Genomic DNA, 17,914 nt, shown 5'->3' with positions numbered 1-17,914 from the left:
CCGGAGGGCGGCACGGGAGCCGACGACTCGGCGGCCCCCGCACCCACGGAGTCCGCTACGCCCCCAGAACCCTCCGCAAGTAGTCGTTCTGGAACAGGCGATCAGGATCCAGCCGGTCCCGCAGCGCCGTGAACTCGCCGAAGCGCGGATAGACGCCGGCGAAGTACTCCGCGTCCCGCGTGTGCACCTTGCCCCAGTGCGGCCGCCCCTCGTGGGCGGTGAAGATGCGCTCGGCGGCGGTGAAGTACCCCTGGTAGGGCGTGCCCCTGAACATGTGGACGGCGATGTAGGCGCTGTCGCGCCCGGAGGCGGTGGACAGGGTGATGTCGTCGGCGGGCGCGGTGCGCACCTCGACGGGGAAGCTGACCCGCAGACCCGATCGGTCGAGCATCGCCTTCAGCTCGCGCAGCGTCTCGGTCACCGCCTCGCGCGGGACGGCGTACTCCATCTCGATGAAGCGCACCCGGCGCGGGGACGTGAAGACCTTGTAGGGGATGTCCGTGTAGGTGCGCGCGGACAGGGCCTTGCTGGACACCTGCGCGATCGTCGGGATCGTGGCGGGCGCCGCCCGGCCCACCCACTGGGCCACCTGGAAGACGCCGTTGGAGAGGAACTCGTCCTCGACCCAGCTCGAGACCTGGCTCACCGGCTTGCGGGGACCCGCGCTGCGGTTGTTGCGCTTGGTGTTGGTGCTGCCGGTGTGCGGGAACCAGTAGAACTCGAAGTGCTCGTTCTCGGCCCACAGTTCGTCGAAGTCGGCGAGGACCTTGTCGAGGGGCATCGGTTCCTCCCGCGCGGTGAGCAGGAAGATCGGTTCCACGGCGAAGGTGATCGCGGTGACGATGCCGAGGGCGCCCAGGCCGATCCGGGCGGCGGCGAAGAGCGCGCGCTCCTCCTCGGTCCCCTTCTCCGAGCAGGTGAGCACCGAGCCGTCCGCCGTGACGAGCTCGAGGCCCTTGATCTGGGCGGCGATCGAGGCGGACTCACGGCCGGTGCCGTGCGTGCCGGTGCTGGTGGCCCCGGACACCGTCTGTTCCATGATGTCGCCCATGTTGGTGAGCGACAGGCCTTCGCGCGCGAGCGCCAGGTTGAGTCTCTTGAGCGGGGTGCCGGCCTCGACCGTGACGGTCATGTTGTCGCGATCGATATTGCGGATGCCGGTCAAGAGTTGAGGCCGGATCAATACGCCGTCGGTCGCCGCGATCGACGTGAAGGAGTGGCCGGTGCCGACCGCCTTCACCTTCAGCCCGTCCTCGGCGGCCCGGCGCACGGCCTCGGCCAGTTCGTCGACGGAGGCGGGCGTGACCTCCCGCACGGGGCGTGCGGCGACGTTGCCGCCCCAGTTACGCCACGTGCCGTTCTTCCCGCTCACTGTCCTGCTCAACGGTGCCTCCCCGACCCGGCGCCGGCCTGCTCAGCCGGCGGTACCCCAGAAAACCGACCGCGACCGCGACGGCTCCGGACACCGCCGGAACCCCGTACCCGGCCCGTGCGCCCGCCGCGTCGATGACCCAGCCGGCGATGGAGGAGCCGAGCGCTACGCCGACCGCGAGCCCGGTGCTGATCCAGGTCATGCCCTCGGTCAGTTGTGCGCGTGGTACGTGCTCTTCGATGAGGGACATCGTGGTGATCATCGTGGGAGCGATGGCCAGACCCGCAAAGAACAGCGCCACGGCCAGAAACGGCAAGTTTCCGACCAGTAGGAGGGGGATCATACTCACGCCCATCATGAACACGCCCAGCAGCCAGCGTCGTTCCGGTGCCCCCTTGAGGTGCAACAGGCCGAAGACGAGCCCGGCCACGCAGGAACCGGCCGCGTAGAGCGCCAGGACGACGCTGGCGGCGCCCTTGTGGCCCTGCTCGTCGGCGAAGGCGACGGTGACCACGTCGACCGCCCCGAAGATCGTTCCGGTCGCCACGAAGGTGGCCACCAGAACCTGGAGTCCGGGCGAGCGCAGGGCCGAACCGCCGCCGCGCTGTTCACGCGGATGCGGCGCGGGCTCGGTGGCCCGCTGGGCGGTCAGCCAGAAGACGCCGACGGCGAGGAAGCAGGCCGCCAGCAGCGGCCCCGCCTCCGGGAACCAGGCCGTGGACAGACCGATGGAGATGATCGGCCCGAAGATGAAGCACACCTCGTCCACCACGGACTCGAAGGAGTACGCGGTGTGCAGTTGCGGCGTGCCCCGGTACAGGGCCGCCCAGCGGGCCCGGATCATCGCGCCGAGGCTCGGCACGGATCCGATCCCGGCGGCGCACACGAACAGCACCCAGTCCGGCCACTCGAAGTGCGCGGCCAGCAGCAGCCCGGTCGCGGCGGCGAGCGCGACCAGCGTCGCGGGGCGCAGCACCCGGCGCTGACCGTGCACATCCACCAGCCGCGAGATCTGCGGCCCGAAGGCGGCGGCCGCCAGCGCGATGGTCGCCGACAGCGCGCCCGCCAGCCCGTAGCGCCCCGTGAGCTGGGAGACCATCGTGACCACGCCGATGCCCATCATCGACAGCGGCATCCTGCCGACGAACCCCGCGGCGGAGAAACGCTTGGAGCCGGGGGCGGCGAACAGAGCGCGGTAGGGGCTGGGCACGGGGTCTCCGGGGGGTCCGGGCACGCGCGCGTGACGGCTCGGCGCGGCGTGAGGGAAGGCGGTTCGGCAGGAACTCGGTAAGGCGTGCGGTGAGCCCGGCAGAACCGGTAAGGCGTGAAGGCAGCTCATACAGCTTACGAAGTTAGGCAACCCTAACGCATTCGGGTGCGAGCGGCGCCCGGCCTGCACCCCGCCGTTTCCCGCCTGTCGGAAGGGAGTGGCAGGATCGAGTCATGCGAGACGCGCTCGATGCCACCCCCTACGACGCCCTGCTCCTGCTCTCCTTCGGCGGCCCGGAAGGCCCGGACGACGTGGTTCCGTTCCTGGAGAACGTGACGCGCGGGCGGGGCATCCCCAAGGAACGCCTCAAGGAAGTGGGCCGGCACTACTTCCTGTTCGGCGGGGTCAGCCCCATCAACGACCAGAACCGCGCCCTGCTGGACGCCCTGCACAAGGACTTCGCCGACCACGGCCTGGACCTGCCGATCTACTGGGGCAACCGCAACTGGGCCCCGTACCTCACGGACACGCTGCGCGAGATGGTCACCGACGGCCGTCGCCGCATTCTCGTCCTCGCCACCAGCGCCTACGCCTCGTACTCCGGCTGCCGCCAGTACCGCGAGAACCTCGCCGAGGCGCTGGCCGCGCTGGAGGCCGAGGGGCTCGAGCTGCCGAAGGTCGACAAGCTGCGGCACTACTTCAACCACCCCGGCTTCCTGGAGCCCATGATCGAGGGCGTGCTGCGCTCGCTGGCCGATCTTCCCGATGAGGTCAGGGACGGCGCGCACCTGGCCTTCTCGACCCACTCCATCCCGAACGCCTCCGCGGACACCTCCGGCCCGGTCGAGGACCACGGCGACGGCGGCGCCTACGTGAAGCAGCACCTGGACACCGCGCGGCTCATCGCCGACGCCGTCCGTGAGCGCACCGGCGTGGACCACCCCTGGCAGCTCGTCTACCAGTCCCGCTCCGGCGCCCCGCACATCCCCTGGCTGGAGCCCGACATCTGCGACCACCTGGAGGAGCGGCACGCGGCCGGAGTCCCGGCCGTCGTGATGGCGCCCATCGGCTTCGTCTCCGACCACATGGAGGTCCTCTACGACCTCGACACGGAGGCCAGGGCCAAGGCCGAGGAGCTGGGCCTGCCGGTGCGCCGCTCGGCCACCGTCGGAGCCGACCCCCGCTTCGCCGCCGCGATCCGTGAGCTCGTCCTGGAGCGCGCCGCGGCGGAGAGCGGCCTCGAGGTCACCCCGTGCGCCCTGGGGGCGCTCGGCGCGAGCCACAACCTGTGCCCGGTCGGCTGCTGCCCCGCCCGCGCCCCCAAGCCCGCCGCCGCGGGCGCCGACAGCCCCTACGCGTGAGGAACGGCGTGACCGACCCCCTGCACACCGAACTGCTCGAGCTCGCCAAGGAGGCCGCCCGCCGGGCCGGCGAGCTGCTGCGGGACGGCCGCCCGGCCGACCTCGCGGTCGCCGCCACCAAGTCCAGCCCGATCGACGTGGTCACCGAGATGGACATCGCGGCCGAGAAACTGATCACGGGCCTCATCTCCGAACACCGGCCCGACGACGGCTTCCTCGGCGAGGAGGGCGCCTCCAGTGAGGGCAGCAGCGGCATCCGCTGGGTGATCGACCCCCTCGACGGCACGGTCAACTACCTCTACGGACTGCCCACCTGGGCCGTCTCGATCGCCGCCGAGCAGGACGGCGAGACCGTCGTCGGGGTCGTCGAGATCCCGATGCGCGGCGAGACGTACCACGCGGTGCGCGGCGGCGGGGCGTGGGGGAACGGCGCCCGGGAGGGCGAGCGCGCCCTGTCCTGCCGTGCCGCGGCGCCCCTCGAGCAGGCCCTGGTCTCCACCGGCTTCAACTACGTCACCGAGGTCCGCGCCCACCAGGCGGACGTGGCGCAGCGGCTGATCCCGCTGCTGCGGGACATCCGGCGCAGCGGCTCGGCCGCGGTCGACCTGTGCGACGTGGCCGCGGGCCGCCTCGACGGCTACTACGAACGCGGGCTGCACCCCTGGGACCTCGGGGCGGGCGACCTGATCGCCCGGGAAGCGGGCGCGCTGACCGGTGGGCGGCCCGGAGAGCGCCCCGCACGTGACCTGACGGTCGCTGCCACCCCCGGCGTCTTCGAGCCCCTCCAGCGACTCCTGGAGGAGTTCGGCGCCTGGCACGACTGAGCCGCTCACGCGCGGACGCGCGAAGGGGCCCCGGCGCTGGATTCGCCGGGGCCCCTCCGTGTACCTGCGAACTGCTCAGACGCTCGTCGCGCCGACTTCGACACCGTGCTCGGCGGCGAGGCGGCGCAGGTCGTCGAGCTCGGCCTGTTCCACCTCGACGAGGAAGTCGTCGCCCTCGTCGAGAGCCCGCGTCAGGTCGGACTCGGTCGTCCTTATGCGGTGCAGAAGTCCTGCGGTGAATGCGTCCATGCTGCGCCCCCTCGTCCTGGGTCGTGGGTCGGTGGCACGGGGGTGTGCCGGTTGGGAAGGGGCGATCACGTCTGCCATAGGTGCCCAGCGCTGCCCTGCCGGGCGGCGACGGTGCCGGACACCCACGCCCGCTCTGCGGCAAACGGACCGCGGAGTACCGCATGGTGCTGCGGCACATGCAGAGCGTGATCGCGGGGTGTAAAGCCGTCCTCCCCCCGCTCTCTTCCGTGGAAACCTCAACCTCACGAGAAAATCTCGCATTCCCGGGCTTCACACCCGGCCTTCGTCTTCCGCGCACCCGCCTTACCGCCGACTTATGGCCGAAAAGGGCAGGATGGAAGCCCACACTCACCGAAACCCCTGCCCGCGTGCGCTCGCCGAGCGCTACGCGGGTGGACACAGGAAGGACAAGCGACGTGCGCGTACTCGTCGTCGAGGACGAGCAGCTGCTCGCCGATGCGGTGGCCACCGGACTGCGCCGGGAGGCCATGGCCGTCGACGTCGTGTACGACGGAGCGGCCGCCCTGGAGCGCATCGGCGTCAACGACTACGACGTGGTCGTCCTCGACCGCGACCTCCCCCTCGTCCACGGCGACGACGTCTGCCGCAAGATCGTAGAACTCGGCATGCCCACGCGCGTGCTGATGCTCACGGCCTCCGGAGACGTCAGTGACCGAGTCGAGGGTCTGGAGATCGGCGCCGACGACTATCTCCCCAAGCCCTTCGCCTTCAGCGAGCTGATCGCCCGCGTGCGTGCCCTCGGCCGGCGCACCAGCCTGCCGCTGCCGCCCGTCCTGGAGCGGGCGGGCATCAAGCTCGACCCCAACCGCCGCGAGGTCTTCCGCGACGGCAAGGAGGTCCAGCTCGCACCCAAGGAGTTCGCCGTCCTCGAGGTGCTGATGCGCAGCGAGGGCGCGGTGGTCTCCGCGGAGCAGCTCCTCGAGAAGGCCTGGGACGAGAACACCGACCCGTTCACCAACGTCGTACGCGTGACCGTCATGACGCTCCGCCGCAAGCTCGGCGAACCCCCGGTGATCGTCACCGTCCCCGGTTCCGGCTACCGGATCTGATCCGCCGTGGCATCGACGCCCGCGCCTCCCCAGGCGCCCCCGAAACCCACCTGGGACCCCAGGAGCCCGCAGTCCCCCTTCCCGTGGCTGCGCCCGACCATCCGCATACGGCTCACGCTGCTGTACGGCGGCATGTTCCTGATCGCCGGCATCCTGTTGCTGTCGATCATCTATCTGCTGGCCGCCCAGGCCCTGCACACCGGCAACCAGCCGCTGTTCAAGATCATCGACGTCGGGGACCTGAAGGTCTCCAGCACCGACTGTCCCGGGCTCGCGAGCGGCCAGACGCTGGGTGAGTTCAACGACGCGATCAGCCAGTGCATGAACCACCAGCGCCAGGCGGCTCTGGACAACCTCCTGAGCCGGTCCCTGCTGGCCCTGCTGGGCCTCGCGGTGATCGCCTTCGCCTTCGGCTACGCCATGGCCGGCCGGGTGCTGTCCCCGCTCGGCCGGATCACCCGCACCGCCCGCGCGGTGGCGGGCTCGGACCTGTCCCGCCGTATCGAGCTGGACGGGCCGGACGACGAGCTGAAGGAGCTGGCCGACACCTTCGACGACATGCTGGAGCGCCTCCAGCGTGCCTTCACGGCCCAGCAGCGCTTCGTGGGCAACGCCTCGCACGAGCTGAGGACCCCGCTGGCGATCAACCGCACGCTGCTCGAGGTGCACCTTTCCGATCCGGACGCGCCGGTGGAGCTGCAACAGCTCGGCAAGACGCTGCTGGCCACCAACGAGCGCAGCGAGCAGCTCGTCGAGGGCCTGCTGCTGCTCGCCCGCAGCGACAACCAGATCGTCGAGCGCAAGCCGGTCGACCTCGCGGAGGTCGCGGGGCAGGCCATCGACCAGGTGCACGGGGAGGCGGCGGCCAAGGGCGTGGTGATCCGCGGGGAGCAGAAACCCGCCGTCGTCCAGGGCAACGGCGTCCTGTTGGAGCGGATCGCGCTGAATCTCGTACAGAACGCCGTACGGTACAACGTGTCCGAGGGCGGCTGGGTCGAGGTGACCACCGAGGTCCAGCACGGGCAGGCGGTCCTCGTCGTGTCGAACACCGGGCCGGTGGTGCCCGCATATGAGATCGATAATCTGTTCGAGCCCTTCCGTCGCCTGCGTACGGAGCGGACCGGCAGTGACAAGGGGGTCGGGTTGGGCCTGTCCATCGTGCGGTCCGTGGCCCGGGCGCACGGCGGTCATATCGCGGCCCAGCCGCGCGAGGGGGGTGGGCTCGTGATGCGGGTCACCTTCCCCGTCTGAGATCATGTCGCCGACACGCGGGGATGTTCGCTTTGCGCGGAATTTTCTGGATCCCGACCTGGCTGCCCCGTGTGTGATCGATCACAAGGGCGAATTTCCGGCCATCCACTCTCCGTGATCATGAATGCCGTCGTAAAGCCCGGAAAATCCGGGTTTTCAGGGGTCCTGATCACGGGAAGTACACGGTGAGACGCCTTTGAAGTGCGGCATTCGGACCGTGTACGGTCCCGATCGCCATCCAAGCCGATCACTCGTGAGGAGTTCGGTTGGGTGTCGATTGAGTAACAGACCTTGATGTGAGGCAAAATCTCCGCCTCGAGGCGGGCACAAGTCCGGCCTCTCACGCGTTACGTGCGCTGGAGACACCGCAGACACCCAGAGGGGGAGAGGCGAAATGGCTACCGATTACGACACCCCACGCAAGACCGATGACGACGTCGACTCAGACAGTCTCGAAGAGCTGAAGGCCAGGCGGAACGACAAGTCCGCTTCCGCAGTCGACGTCGACGAATTCGAGGCCGCGGAGGGGCTCGAACTGCCCGGCGCAGACCTCTCGAACGAGGAACTGGCCGTCCGGGTGCTGCCGAAGCAGCAGGACGAGTTCACTTGCATGAGCTGCTTCCTGGTGCACCACCGCAGCCAGCTGGCCCGGGAGAAGAACGGCCAGCCGATCTGCCGCGACTGCGACTGAGGCGGGGTCGGCCGTGACTGGCTCGACCCCACCTCGGAAGCGCCGCTTCCCCCTGCGGGGAACGGACAAGGGGCCTTCCCAGGGCCCTCACGGCGTGCGTGACGACGAGCGAGGCTCATCCGGTACGGGAGCGGTCCCGGCAGGATCGGCCTCGCTCGAACCCGCGGCTGACCGGGCTGACCTCCCGGTGCCGACGCGGAACGCCGCCCCCGTCGCCAAGCGACGGGCGGCGGTCATCCGGGACAAGGCGAAGGATCTGGCCCTGGAAGGCGTCCGCAAGGGCGGGAACCGCGCCAGGGCGGGGCTGGGGCACCTCGCCGACCGGATCATCGACCTTGCCCCACGGGTCCCCGTACGGGACCTCCAGACGCTGCGCAGGCAGTTCCCCGGTCTCGGGCCCGAGCAGCTCGCGGACAAGCTCGTGTCGGGCGCGGCGAACGCCACGTCCACCGTCGGCGCGGGCATCGGGGCGGCGGCGATGCTTCCCGTGCCGCCCGCCATGCCGACCGAACTGGCCGCGGAGATCACCGGCGTCGCGGCCATCGAGCTGAAACTGATCGCCGAACTCCACGAGGTCTACGGAGTGCGGCCGGCGGGCGGTCTCAAGGACCGCAGTACCGCGTATCTGCGCTCGTGGTCGGGCGAACGCGGCGTCGATGTCATGAAGCCGTCCTCGGTCAACTCGGCGCTCGGCGGCCAGATGAAGCGTGAGCTGCGCCAGCAGATCATGAAGCGCATGGTCCGCGATCTGCCGATGCTGATGCCCTTCATGGTGGGCGCCGCCGTCGGCGCGGTCATGAACCGGCGGGACACCCGGAGGGTGGCCGCGAAGGTCCGGGCCGACCTGCGGAAGATGCAGGTGCCGTGGGACGCGCTGCCGGCGCTGCCGCCGCTGGAGAAGCCGGCGGATGCCCTGGCCATCGGTGAGATCCCCGAGAACCCCTTGAACCCCCTGGGGCCCGGCAATCCCGAAAGCTCCGGGAACCCTGAGAACCCCGGGAACCCCGAGAGGCCCGGAGGGCTCGGGCGCTGAGGGCTGCGGCTACGCCGTAGCCTCTCGCGCCGCCTTCAGCGCCGCTGCCAGGCGCTCCGGCTCCCGCGTCGACAGGTACAGGTAGGGGGTCGGGTCGGCCGGGTCGGTGACCTCGACCCGCAGGGCCGTGGGGATGTAGGAGCGCAGCAGCAGGAAGGCCCGGGTGTCGGCCTTGTACGTGCGCCAGGCGCGCGCTCCGTCCGCGTCCAGGATCTCCGCCTCGCCCAGGGCCGCGACCGGGATCTTCGCCTCGCCCGCGATCAGCGAGCCGCCCACGACGCGGATGCGCAGGGAACCGTAGGAGCTGGCAACGACCGCGGCGGCCGCGGTGCCGCCGACCAGACCGCCGAGCAACGGCAGGGTGCCGAAGGGCAGCAGGATCAGGGCCATGGAGACACCCACGAGGAACGAGACGAACCACCACGATCGCGGGGCGGTGAGGCGTTCTTCGTACGGGGCGGTCGAGAGCTGCATGGGGCCAAGCTTGGCACGGTGTCCTGATATGGCGGACGCGCGGGTAAGGTCTGCGGCTGTGAGTGGTACTTCCGCAGCTCTTGAGCCTCCGGCCGATGCCGTGAAACCCGTTCGGCACCCCGACGCTCCCGTGCCCGGTGAGCTTCTCGGTGCCCACTACGAACACTGTTTCGGATGTGGCGGCGAGCAGACGCACGGGCTGCATCTGGAGGCGCGGGCCGGCGAGGGCGTGACCGTCACCGCCGAGTTCATCGTGCAGCCCGCGCACCAGGGTGCGCCCGGCCTCGCGCACGGCGGGATCCTGGCCACCGCCCTCGACGAGACGCTCGGCTCGCTGAACTGGCTCCTGCGGACGATCGCCGTGACCGGACGGCTGGAGACCGACTTCGTGCGCCCCGTGCCCGTCGGTACCACGCTCTACCTGGAGGCCGAGGTGACGGCGGTCGCCCGGCGCAAGATCTACTCGAGTGCCACCGGGCGGATCGGCGGCCCCGACGGGCCGCTCGCCGTCCGTGCCGACGCACTCTTCGTCGAGGTCGCGGTCGAGCACTTCGTGAGCCACGGCCGTGAGGCCGAGATCCAGGCCGCCATGAGCGACCCGGACCAGATCAGGCGCACCCGCGCCTTCGAGGTGAACCCGTGAGCCGCGACCCCCTGAACGTCCTGATCCGGCGCGTCGACCCCGACGTACCGCTTCCGGCGTACGAGCACCCGGGTGACGCCGGGGCCGATCTGCGCACCACGCGCAGCCATGAACTCGCTCCGGGGGAGCGGGCCGTGCTGCCCACGGGGGTGTCCATCGCCCTGCCCGAGGGGTACGCGGCCTTCGTGCACCCGCGCTCGGGGCTGGCCGCCCGGTGCGGAGTAGCCCTCGTGAATGCCCCGGGGACGGTTGATGCCGGGTACCGTGGGGAGATCAAGGTGATCGTGGTGAATCTCGACCCGCGCGAGTCCGTGCGGTTCGAGCGCTTCGACCGGATTGCCCAACTGGTCGTCCAGCAGGTCGAGAGGGTCCGCTTCCAGGAGGTGGCGGAGCTTCCCGAATCGGCGCGGGCCGCAGGGGGCTTCGGGTCCACCGGCGGGCATGCCGCCGTGGGCGGTGAAAGCGGTACAAGCGCCTCGGCCGCCGAGGGCGGCGCGACGGGTGGGAATCGATACGCTTCGGTCGTATCCGACCGGGAAGGACAGTGACGTGTTCGGACGTCGCAAGAAGAAGGGTGCCGCCGAGGACGCGGCCGGCGAGGCCGAGCAGGTCGTCGACCATGTCGACGCTGAGGCGGACGACGTAGAGGGCGAGCGCGAGCGGGTGCGGCTCGAGCCCGAGCCGCGGCCCGACGGCCCCTGGGACGACTCGGAGGTGCGCGACCCGGCAGAGGGCCGCGTGGACCTCGGCGGGATCTTCGTGCCCGGGGTCGACGGCATGGAGCTGCGGGTCGAGGTCGCCGGTGACGCGATCGTCGCGGCGACCGTCGTACTGCGCGACAGCGCCATCCAGCTCCAGGCCTTCGCCGCTCCCAAGCGCGAGGGCATCTGGGGCGAGGTGCGCGAGGAGATCGGCTCCGGCATCACTCAGCAGGGTGGCATCGTCGACGAGGTCGAAGGCCCGCTGGGCTGGGAGCTGCGGGCCCAGGTGCCGGTGCAGCTGCCGGACGGCACGGGTGGCTTCCACGTCGTGCGGTTCGTCGGTGTGGACGGTCCCCGCTGGTTCCTGCGCGGGGTGATCTCGGGTCAGGGCGCGGTGCAGCCGCAGGCGGCCGGTCTGCTCGAGCAGATCTTCCGGGACACCGTCGTGGTCCGCGGTGAGGGCCCGATGGCGCCCCGCGACCCGATCGTCCTCAAGCTGCCGAACGACGCGCAGATGGTCCCCGAGGGTGTCCAGCAGCAGGACGAGGGCTCCCGCTTCTCCGGCGGCATGGGCCAGCTCCAGCGCGGACCGGAGATCACCGAGGTCCGCTAGTCCACGACGGCAGACCTTACGGCTGAAAGGGCCGCACCCCGGACGGGGTGCGGCCCTTTGTCGTGTTCGCGTCTCGTGTGCGTGTCTCGCGTTCTTCTCGTGTGTGAACTCTTGACGGTGCATTGGTCTGGACCTACGGTCCCTGCTCAACGCCTGAGTTCATAAGGGCGCTCTGTGTTCACATAAGAGAACGAGAACGGAGCTGCTGTGCGTCGAACCGCATTCCTTGTGACCGTCACCGCCCTGGTCCTGGGCGCTCTCGCGTCCCCGAACGTCCCCCGGGCTCAAGCCGCCCCCGCCGCCTTCGCCCACCCCGGGGTCACCGTCTCCCGGGCGCAACTGGACTTCGTACGGAGCAAGGTCGACTCCGCCGCCCAGCCCTGGAAGGGGGCCTTCGATCAGCTTCTGGCGAGCAAGTACGCCAGTCTGAGCCGCACCCCGAAGCCCCGCGCCGTGGTCGAGTGCGGTTCCTACTCCAACCCGAACCACGGCTGCACGGACGAGCGGGAGGACGCCCTCGCGGCCTACACCGACGCCCTCGCCTGGTACGTCACGCGGGACGAGCGGTACGCGGAGAAGGCCATCGAGCTGATGGACGCCTGGTCGGCCGTCGTCAAGGACCACACGAACAGCAACGCGCCCCTCCAGACCGGCTGGGCCGGCTCGTCCTGGCCGAGGGCCGCCGAGATCATCAAGTACACGTACACCGGCGGCTGGGCCGGCTCCGGCCGCTTCGCGGCCATGCTGCGGGACGTCTACCTGCCCGAGGTCATCAACGGCTCCAACTCCAACGGGAACTGGGAGCTGTCCATGACGGAGGCCGCGATCGGCATCTCCGTCTTCCTCGAGGACAAGACGTCGTACGACAAGGCCATGGCGAAATTCCGCACCCGCACGGCGGCCTACGTCTACCTGGCCTCCGACGGCGAGCTGCCGAGGACCGTGCCGAGCCAGAACCTGAACACCCGGGACAAGGTCGTCGCCTACTGGCAGGGGCAGGGCACCTTCGTCACCGGCCTGACCCAGGAGACCTGCCGCGACCTCACCCACACCGGGTACGGCATCTCCGCGATCTCGCACGTCGCCGAGACCAGCCGGATCCAGGGGCAGGACCTGTACGGCACCGACGTCGGCGAGCGGCTGCGGCAGGCCCTCGGCTTCCAGGCCAAGTACGAGCTCGGCGCGGCCGTCCCGAGCTGGCTGTGCGGCGGCTCGCTGAACCAGGCGCTCGGCCCGGTCACCGAGGTCGGTTACAACGCGCTGCACAACCGTCTGGGCATCGCGATGACCAACACCCGGACGCTGACCCTGCGGAACCGCCCGGCCGGCAGCAACAACCTGTTCGTCGCCTGGGAGACCCTCACCCATGGGGACAATCCCGCGTGACCCCGTGTCCGTGACTTGTGGTGCGTGACCCGGTGTGCGTGAACCGATTCGGGGGGCTCGTCCGATGAAGACGTGAGGGGCGCCGGTGGTCGTCTCGCCGCGTCAGGGTTGCGTCAAAGGCGTCCCTCGCCCTTCAGCTCGTCCCTTATGCCGGAACTGTTGGCCGTAAGGTCGACGCTGCGTACGCAGGAGTCACAGGAAGACAATGAGGCCATGGCACGCGGAAAGCTTCGGATCCACCTCGGTGCGGCACCGGGGGTGGGCAAGACGTACGCGATGCTGTCCGAGGCGCACCGCCGGGTGGAGCGCGGCACGGACTGCGTGGTGGCGTTCGTCGAGCACCACGGGCGGCAGCGCACCGAGGTGATGCTGCACGGCCTCGAGCAGGTCCCGCGCCGGGAACTGGAGTACCGCGGCGGCGTCTTCACCGAGATGGACGTGGACGCGGTGCTCGCCCGCGCCCCGCGGGTCGCCCTGGTGGACGAACTCGCGCACACCAACGTCCCGGGCTCGCGCAACGCCAAGCGCTGGCAGGACGTGCAGGAACTGCTCGCCGCCGGCGTCGACGTGGTCTCGACCGTGAACATCCAGCACCTGGAGTCCCTCGGCGACGTCGTGGAGTCGATCACGGGGGTGCGGCAGCAGGAGACGGTGCCCGACGAGTTCGTCCGGCGCGCCGACCAGATCGAGCTGGTGGACATGTCACCGCAGGCGCTGCGGCGGCGGATGGCGCACGGGAACATCTACAAGCCGGACAAGGTCGACGCGGCCCTGTCCAACTACTTCCGGCCCGGCAACCTCACCGCCCTGCGTGAGCTGGCGCTGCTGTGGGTGGCCGACCGGGTCGACGAGTACCTGAAGCAGTACCGCAGCGAGCACCATGTGTCGGCGATCTGGGGTTCGCGCGAGCGGATCGTGGTCGGGCTGACCGGCGGCCCGGAGGGACGCACCCTGATCCGGCGGGCGGCGCGGCTGGCGGAGAAGGGCGCCGGCGGCGAGGTGCTGGCCGTGTACATCGCGCGCAGCGACGGGCTGACCTCCTCCTCACCCAAGGAACTGGCGGTCCAGCGCACCCTTGTGGAGGACCTGGGCGGCACCTTCCACCACGTGGTCGGCGACGACATCCCGGCCGCGCTGCTCGACTTCGCCCGCGGGGTCAACGCCACGCAGATCGTGCTCGGCTCCTCGCGCCGCAAGGCCTGGCAGTACGTCTTCGGGCCCGGGGTCGGCGCGACCGTCGCCCGGGAGTCGGGGTCCGACCTCGACGTGCACATCGTCACCCACGACGAGGTCGCCAAGGGACGTGGACTGCCGGTGGCCCGGGGCGCCCGGCTCGGGCGGGCCCGGATCATCTGGGGCTGGCTGGTCGGTGTGCTGGGCCCGGCGCTGCTGGCGCTGCTGCTGAACACCGTCCACCTCGGCCTCGCCAACGACATGCTGCTCTTCCTGGCCGTGACGGTGGCGGCGGCGCTGCTCGGCGGGCTGCTGCCGGCCCTGGCCTCCGCGGCGGTGGGCTCGCTGCTGCTCAACTACTTCTACACACCGCCCCTGCACCGATGGACGGTCGCCGACCCGAAGAACATCGTCGCCATCGTGATCTTCGTCGGGGTGGGGGTGTCGGTGGCCTCGGTGGTGGATCTGGCGGCCCGGCGTACGCACCAGGCCGCCCGGCTGCGCGCCGAGTCGGAGATCCTGTCCTACCTGGCGGGCAACGTGCTGCGGGGCGAGACCAGCCTGGAGGCGCTGCTGGAGCGGGTGCGCGAGACCTTCGGGATGGAGTCGGCCGCCCTGTTGGAGCGGGGGGACGACAGGGCGCCGTGGACCCGCGCGGGCCACGTCGGGTTCGGACGGCAGGTCGAGCGGCCCGAGGACGCGGACGTGGAGGTGCCGGTCGGCGACCACCTGGCGCTGGCGCTCACCGGGCGGCTGCTGCCCGCGGAGGACCGGCGGGTGCTGGCCGCGTTCGCCGCGCAGGCGGTCGTCGTACTGGACCGGCGGCGCCTCCTGGAGGAGGCCGACCGAGCCCGCGCGCTGGCCGAGGGCAACCGCATCCGCACGGCCCTGCTGGCCGCCGTGAGCCACGACCTGCGGACCCCGCTGGCCGGGATCAAGGCGGCCGTGTCGAGCCTCAGATCCGACGACGTGGCCTGGTCCGAGGAGGATCAGGCGGAGCTGCTGGAGGGCATCGAGGAGGGCGCGGACCGCCTCGACCACCTGGTGGGCAACCTGCTGGACATGTCCCGCCTCCAGACCGGTACGGTCACGCCGATCATCCGGGAGATCGACCTGGACGAGGTGGTGCCGATGGCGCTCGGCGGGGTGCCCGATCCGGCGGCGAGCGTGGAACTGGACATCCCGGAGTCGCTGCCCATGGTCGCCGTGGACGCCGGGCTGCTGGAGCGGTCGGTCGCCAACCTCGTGGAGAACGCGGTCAAGTACAGTCCGGCCGGCGAGCCCGTGCTGGTCTCGGCGAGCGCGATGTCCGACCGGGTCGAGGTACGGGTCGTGGACCGCGGGCCGGGCGTGCCCGACGAGGCCAAGGAGCGGATATTCGCCCCCTTCCAGCGCTACGGTGACGCTCCCCGCGGGGCCGGGGTGGGGCTGGGGCTCGCGGTCGCGCGCGGCTTCGCCGAGGCCATGGGCGGCACCCTCGACGCGGAGGACACCCCCGGCGGCGGCCTCACCATGGTCCTCACCGTCCGCGCGGCGGGACCGCGCCCAGAGCCGCAGGCCGCACAGTCCGCACAACCCGAAAGGCACGCCTCATGCTGAGCCCGGACGAGGGGACGTCCCAGGCCCCCACGAGAGTGCTCGTGATCGACGACGAGCCGCAGATCGTCCGCGCTCTCGTGATCAACCTCAAGGCCCGCAGGTACGAGGTCGACGCGGCCCACGACGGCGCCACCGCCCTGCGGCTCGCCGCCGCCCGCCACCCGGACGTGATCGTCCTCGACCTGGGGCTGCCGGACATGGACGGCGTCGAGGTGATCAAGGGACTGCGCGGCTGGACCAGGGTGCCGATCCTGGTGCTCTCCGCCCGGCACTCCTCGGACGAGAAGGTCGAGGCGCTGGACGCGGGCGCCGACGACTACGTCACCAAGCCGTTCGGCATGGACGAGCTGCTGGCCCGGCTGCGAGCCGCGGTCCGCCGGGCGGAACCCGCCGGGGGCGGTGAGGACGAGGTCCTGGTGGAGACCGACGGGTTCACCGTCGACCTGGCCGCGAAGAAGGTCAACCGAGCCGGGAGGGACGTACGGCTGACCCCGACGGAGTGGCATCTGCTGGAGGTGCTGGTGCGCAACTCCGGGCGGCTGGTCAGCCAGAAGCAGCTGCTCCAGGAGGTGTGGGGGCCCTCGTACGGAACGGAGACCAACTACCTGCGGGTGTACATGGCGCAGCTGAGACGCAAGCTCGAGGCGGATCCCTCGCATCCCCGGCACTTCGTCACGGAACCCGGGATGGGATACCGGTTCGAGCGTTAGTGCGACGGGTGGGGCGGCGGCTACGGCTCGGTGGGTGTGCCCCGGTACCCTTCAGACATGAGTGCTGTCCCTCGTTCCGAAAAGCCGGTGGGCCGGTTCCGGCGCATGCTCGACCGGCTCTCCTCGTCGCAGGAGGACCTGGAGTCCGAGGAGCTGCGAGAGGACGCCGAGACGGCCGGATGCACGCGGATCGGAGACTGCCAGGACCGCCAGATCGTCACGGTTACTGGTACCTTGCGCACGGTCACCCTGCGGCCACGTGCCGGAGTCCCGGCCCTGGAGGCCGAGCTGTTCGACGGCACCGCGGCGCTGGACGTGGTGTGGCTGGGCAGGCGCTCCATAGTCGGCATAGAGCCGGGACGCAGACTCATCGCATCGGGGCGGGTCTCCATGAGCCGGGGCCGCCGGGTGCTGTTCAACCCCAAGTACGAACTGAGACCCCTGGGTAGGGAGTAGCCGGTGACGTCGCTCGACAAGCCGACCGAAGACACGACCGCGGACGACAAGACCGCGGCCGACGCCCGGGCGGTGACCGAGGCCGCGCTGTTCGAGGCGTTCGGCGGGGTGCGGGGCATGGTCGAGACGGTCGTGCCCGGCCTGCTCTTCGTCACGATCTTCACGATCAACAAGGATCTGCACATGTCCGCGATCGCCGCGCTCGCGGTGTCGCTGATCCTGGTCGTGGTCCGCCTGGCGATGAAGGACACCGTCAAGCACGCCTTCAGCGGGGTCTTCGGCGTCGCCTTCGGCGTCGTCTTCGCGATGATGACCGGCAACGCCAAGGACTTCTATCTGCCGGGCATGCTCTACACGCTCGGCCTCGCCCTCGCCTACATCATCACGACGCTGTGCGGGGTGCCGTTGATCGGCCTGATCCTGGGCCCGGTCTTCAAGGAGAACCTCTCCTGGCGGACCCGCAACCCGGGCCGCAAGAAGGCGTACGCCAAGGCCAGCTGGGCGTGGGGGCTGATCCTGCTCGCCAAGTGCGCGATCCTGTTCCCGCTGTACTGGTGGGCCGACACAGCGCAGCTGGGCTGGGTGCTGATCGCACTGAAGATCCCGCCGTTCCTGCTCGCCGTCTGGCTGACGTGGGTCTTCCTCGCGAAGGCGCCCGCGCCGATCGACGTGTTCGCGGAGATGGAGGCGGAGGAGAAGGCCGCGGCCGCTGCCGCGGAGGCGTCGGAGGCCGGTGGGCGGCACCGTCGGGAGGGCTAGCTCCCGGTGCCGGGGTGACCGTCCCTGGGGGCCGCCCCCAGACCCCCTTCGGCCCTGAAGGGGCCTCGTCCTCGAACGCCGGACGGGCTGGCAGGGACTCGTACGGGCCCGTCGTCGAACGCGGGGCGGGCTGGCAGGGACTCGTACGGGCCCGTCGTCGAACGCGGGGCGGGCTGGCAGGGACTCGTACGGGCCCGTCGTCGAACGCGGGGCGGGCTGGCAGGGACTCGTACGGGCCCGTCGTCGAACGCGGGGCGGGCTGGCAGGGACTCGTACGGGCCCGTCGTCGAACGCGGGGCGGGCTGGCAGGGACTCGTACGGGCCCGTCGTCGAACGCGG

At 70.7% G+C, this 17,914-nt stretch carries 18 protein-coding genes; 14 read left to right on the top strand and 4 right to left on the bottom strand.

Features of this window, described 5'->3' with window-relative positions:
• Positions 1 to 55 precede the first annotated feature (55 nt).
• Positions 56 to 1,384, bottom strand: coding sequence for a D-arabinono-1,4-lactone oxidase (locus QQM72_RS32700; RefSeq protein ID WP_314224446.1), 1,329 nt, complete (start codon positions 1,382 to 1,384; stop codon positions 56 to 58).
• Positions 1,344 to 2,582: an MFS transporter gene (locus QQM72_RS32695; protein ID WP_142266554.1), complete on the bottom strand. Its 1,239-nt coding sequence runs from the start codon at positions 2,580 to 2,582 to the stop codon at positions 1,344 to 1,346. Before QQM72_RS32695 ends, QQM72_RS32700 begins: the two co-directional genes overlap by 41 nt.
• Before the next feature lie 233 nt (positions 2,583 to 2,815).
• Between QQM72_RS32695 and QQM72_RS32690 the strand changes: the two genes are divergently transcribed.
• Both QQM72_RS32690 and QQM72_RS32685 read left to right on the top strand, forming a co-directional pair.
• Positions 2,816 to 3,943, top strand: coding sequence for a ferrochelatase (locus QQM72_RS32690; protein WP_314224445.1), 1,128 nt, complete (start codon positions 2,816 to 2,818; stop codon positions 3,941 to 3,943).
• Positions 3,944 to 3,951: 8 nt separating this feature from the next.
• Positions 3,952 to 4,767: an inositol monophosphatase family protein gene (locus QQM72_RS32685; protein ID WP_314224444.1), complete on the top strand. Its 816-nt coding sequence runs from the start codon at positions 3,952 to 3,954 to the stop codon at positions 4,765 to 4,767.
• A gap of 75 nt (positions 4,768 to 4,842) precedes the next feature.
• Here QQM72_RS32685 and QQM72_RS32680 read toward each other — a convergent pair whose 3' ends face one another.
• Positions 4,843 to 5,016, bottom strand: coding sequence for a hypothetical protein (locus QQM72_RS32680; protein WP_314224443.1), 174 nt, complete (start codon positions 5,014 to 5,016; stop codon positions 4,843 to 4,845).
• Positions 5,017 to 5,432: 416 nt separating this feature from the next.
• On the opposite strand from QQM72_RS32680, the gene QQM72_RS32675 reads away from it, so the two are divergent.
• The 4 genes from QQM72_RS32675 to QQM72_RS32660 all read left to right on the top strand — a co-directional run bounded on the left by QQM72_RS32675 (position 5,433) and on the right by QQM72_RS32660 (position 9,061).
• Complete coding sequence (locus tag QQM72_RS32675) at positions 5,433 to 6,086, top strand: response regulator transcription factor (protein WP_020125132.1); 654 nt, start codon at positions 5,433 to 5,435, stop codon at positions 6,084 to 6,086.
• Between the two features lie 6 nt (positions 6,087 to 6,092).
• On the top strand, positions 6,093 to 7,337 hold the full coding sequence (locus tag QQM72_RS32670) for a sensor histidine kinase (RefSeq protein ID WP_314224442.1): 1,245 nt from the start codon (positions 6,093 to 6,095) through the stop codon (positions 7,335 to 7,337).
• Between the two features lie 394 nt (positions 7,338 to 7,731).
• Entirely contained in the window at positions 7,732 to 8,028 is a 297-nt protein-coding gene (locus tag QQM72_RS32665) for a DUF4193 domain-containing protein (protein WP_003993510.1), read from the top strand.
• Between the two features lie 13 nt (positions 8,029 to 8,041).
• Positions 8,042 to 9,061 carry a hypothetical protein gene (locus QQM72_RS32660; RefSeq protein ID WP_314224441.1) on the top strand — a complete coding sequence of 340 codons (1,020 nt, stop codon included), beginning with the start codon at positions 8,042 to 8,044 and terminating at the stop codon, positions 9,059 to 9,061.
• Between the two features lie 9 nt (positions 9,062 to 9,070).
• On the opposite strand, the gene QQM72_RS32655 is transcribed toward QQM72_RS32660, so the two are convergent.
• Entirely contained in the window at positions 9,071 to 9,535 is a 465-nt protein-coding gene (locus QQM72_RS32655; protein ID WP_314224440.1) for a DUF3093 domain-containing protein, read from the bottom strand.
• 58 nt (positions 9,536 to 9,593) lie between these two features.
• Between QQM72_RS32655 and QQM72_RS32650 the strand changes: the two genes are divergently transcribed.
• From QQM72_RS32650 to QQM72_RS32615, 8 genes are all read left to right on the top strand, one after another.
• A complete protein-coding gene (locus QQM72_RS32650) occupies positions 9,594 to 10,178 on the top strand; it encodes a PaaI family thioesterase (protein WP_314224439.1) in 585 nt (194 codons plus the stop codon).
• Entirely contained in the window at positions 10,175 to 10,726 is a 552-nt protein-coding gene (gene dut, locus QQM72_RS32645) for a dUTP diphosphatase (protein ID WP_314224438.1), read from the top strand. Before QQM72_RS32650 ends, dut begins: the two co-directional genes overlap by 4 nt.
• A 1-nt stretch (position 10,727) precedes the next feature.
• A complete protein-coding gene (locus tag QQM72_RS32640) occupies positions 10,728 to 11,492 on the top strand; it encodes a DUF3710 domain-containing protein (protein ID WP_314224437.1) in 765 nt (254 codons plus the stop codon).
• Positions 11,493 to 11,699: 207 nt separating this feature from the next.
• Positions 11,700 to 12,878, top strand: a complete 1,179-nt coding sequence (locus QQM72_RS32635) for an alginate lyase family protein (RefSeq protein ID WP_314224436.1) — start codon at positions 11,700 to 11,702, stop codon at positions 12,876 to 12,878.
• A gap of 213 nt (positions 12,879 to 13,091) precedes the next feature.
• Positions 13,092 to 15,650: a sensor histidine kinase gene (locus QQM72_RS32630; RefSeq protein WP_314224435.1), complete on the top strand. Its 2,559-nt coding sequence runs from the start codon at positions 13,092 to 13,094 to the stop codon at positions 15,648 to 15,650.
• Positions 15,644 to 16,360: a response regulator gene (locus QQM72_RS32625; RefSeq protein ID WP_314224434.1), complete on the top strand. Its 717-nt coding sequence runs from the start codon at positions 15,644 to 15,646 to the stop codon at positions 16,358 to 16,360. Before QQM72_RS32630 ends, QQM72_RS32625 begins: the two co-directional genes overlap by 7 nt.
• A 57-nt stretch (positions 16,361 to 16,417) precedes the next feature.
• Positions 16,418 to 16,816: an OB-fold nucleic acid binding domain-containing protein gene (locus QQM72_RS32620; RefSeq protein WP_078615454.1), complete on the top strand. Its 399-nt coding sequence runs from the start codon at positions 16,418 to 16,420 to the stop codon at positions 16,814 to 16,816.
• Positions 16,817 to 16,819: 3 nt separating this feature from the next.
• Entirely contained in the window at positions 16,820 to 17,575 is a 756-nt protein-coding gene (locus QQM72_RS32615) for a DUF3159 domain-containing protein (protein WP_314224433.1), read from the top strand.
• Positions 17,576 to 17,914: the final 339 nt, after the last annotated feature.

Source organism: Streptomyces zaehneri (assembly GCF_032248645.1).
Classification (GTDB): domain Bacteria; phylum Actinomycetota; class Actinomycetes; order Streptomycetales; family Streptomycetaceae; genus Streptomyces; species Streptomyces coriariae.
The sequence above is the reverse complement of the archived record's forward strand: the minus strand, read 5'-3'. Positions and strand labels throughout refer to the sequence as shown.